1 protein-coding gene is annotated in these 510 nt (G+C 49.2%); it reads right to left on the reverse strand.

The window, feature by feature from the left end:
* Positions 1-21 precede the first annotated feature (21 nt).
* A complete protein-coding gene (locus MO867_RS22560) occupies positions 22-474 on the reverse strand; it encodes a phage tail assembly chaperone (RefSeq protein ID WP_252473354.1) in 453 nt (150 codons plus the stop codon).
* Between the last annotated feature and the right edge of the window lie 36 nt (positions 475-510).

Here is a 510-nt window from a genome sequence, read left to right on the forward strand (position 1 = left end):
TAGTCTTAAGCTCCGGGGGAGTTATACCGGTTGTTTTTTGGACTTGCTGGAGCTGTTGGCGGAGACTTTCTTTGCACCCCTTCGGGATCTTGTCGAGTTTGAACTGACAGCAGGCCCACTCGATGAAGTCTTGCTGCCGCTGGCGAAAAAAAGTGCGCGATTACTAGCTGCTCGATCAATTTGTTCAACCAATTGTGGGGCCTCACGCAACAACTCTTTCACTGCCTCCACAGTAAACTTATCATCAAGGGACCAACCGGTAACCAATGCCGCCGCAGCTGCAACTTTAGCCTCCCTCACCAGCTCAAAACGCTTCGCCTTGTCCTCTTCCAGGTTGGCCGTTGCAAGATCTCGCTGCATTTCTGACTGAGCCATCTGAAATGCATCTGAGTCAACGCTGAGGATTTCCAAATAATGTTCTGTGGTTTTGCCTTCGGGAGTGTAAAGTGGGAGTTTCACCCAGGGCTGTCCCATATAAATCAGCTTAAATCGTGACTGTAATTATCTTGT

Origin of the sequence: Microbulbifer okhotskensis, assembly GCF_023895975.1 — a bacterium.
Lineage (GTDB): Bacteria > Pseudomonadota > Gammaproteobacteria > Pseudomonadales > Cellvibrionaceae > Microbulbifer > Microbulbifer okhotskensis.

Excerpts from the sequence above, each read along its gene's own strand:
- MO867_RS22560 (WP_252473354.1), bottom strand. The coding sequence starts at position 474 with ATGGGACAGCCCTGGGTGAAACTCCCACTTTACACTCCCGAAGGCAAA.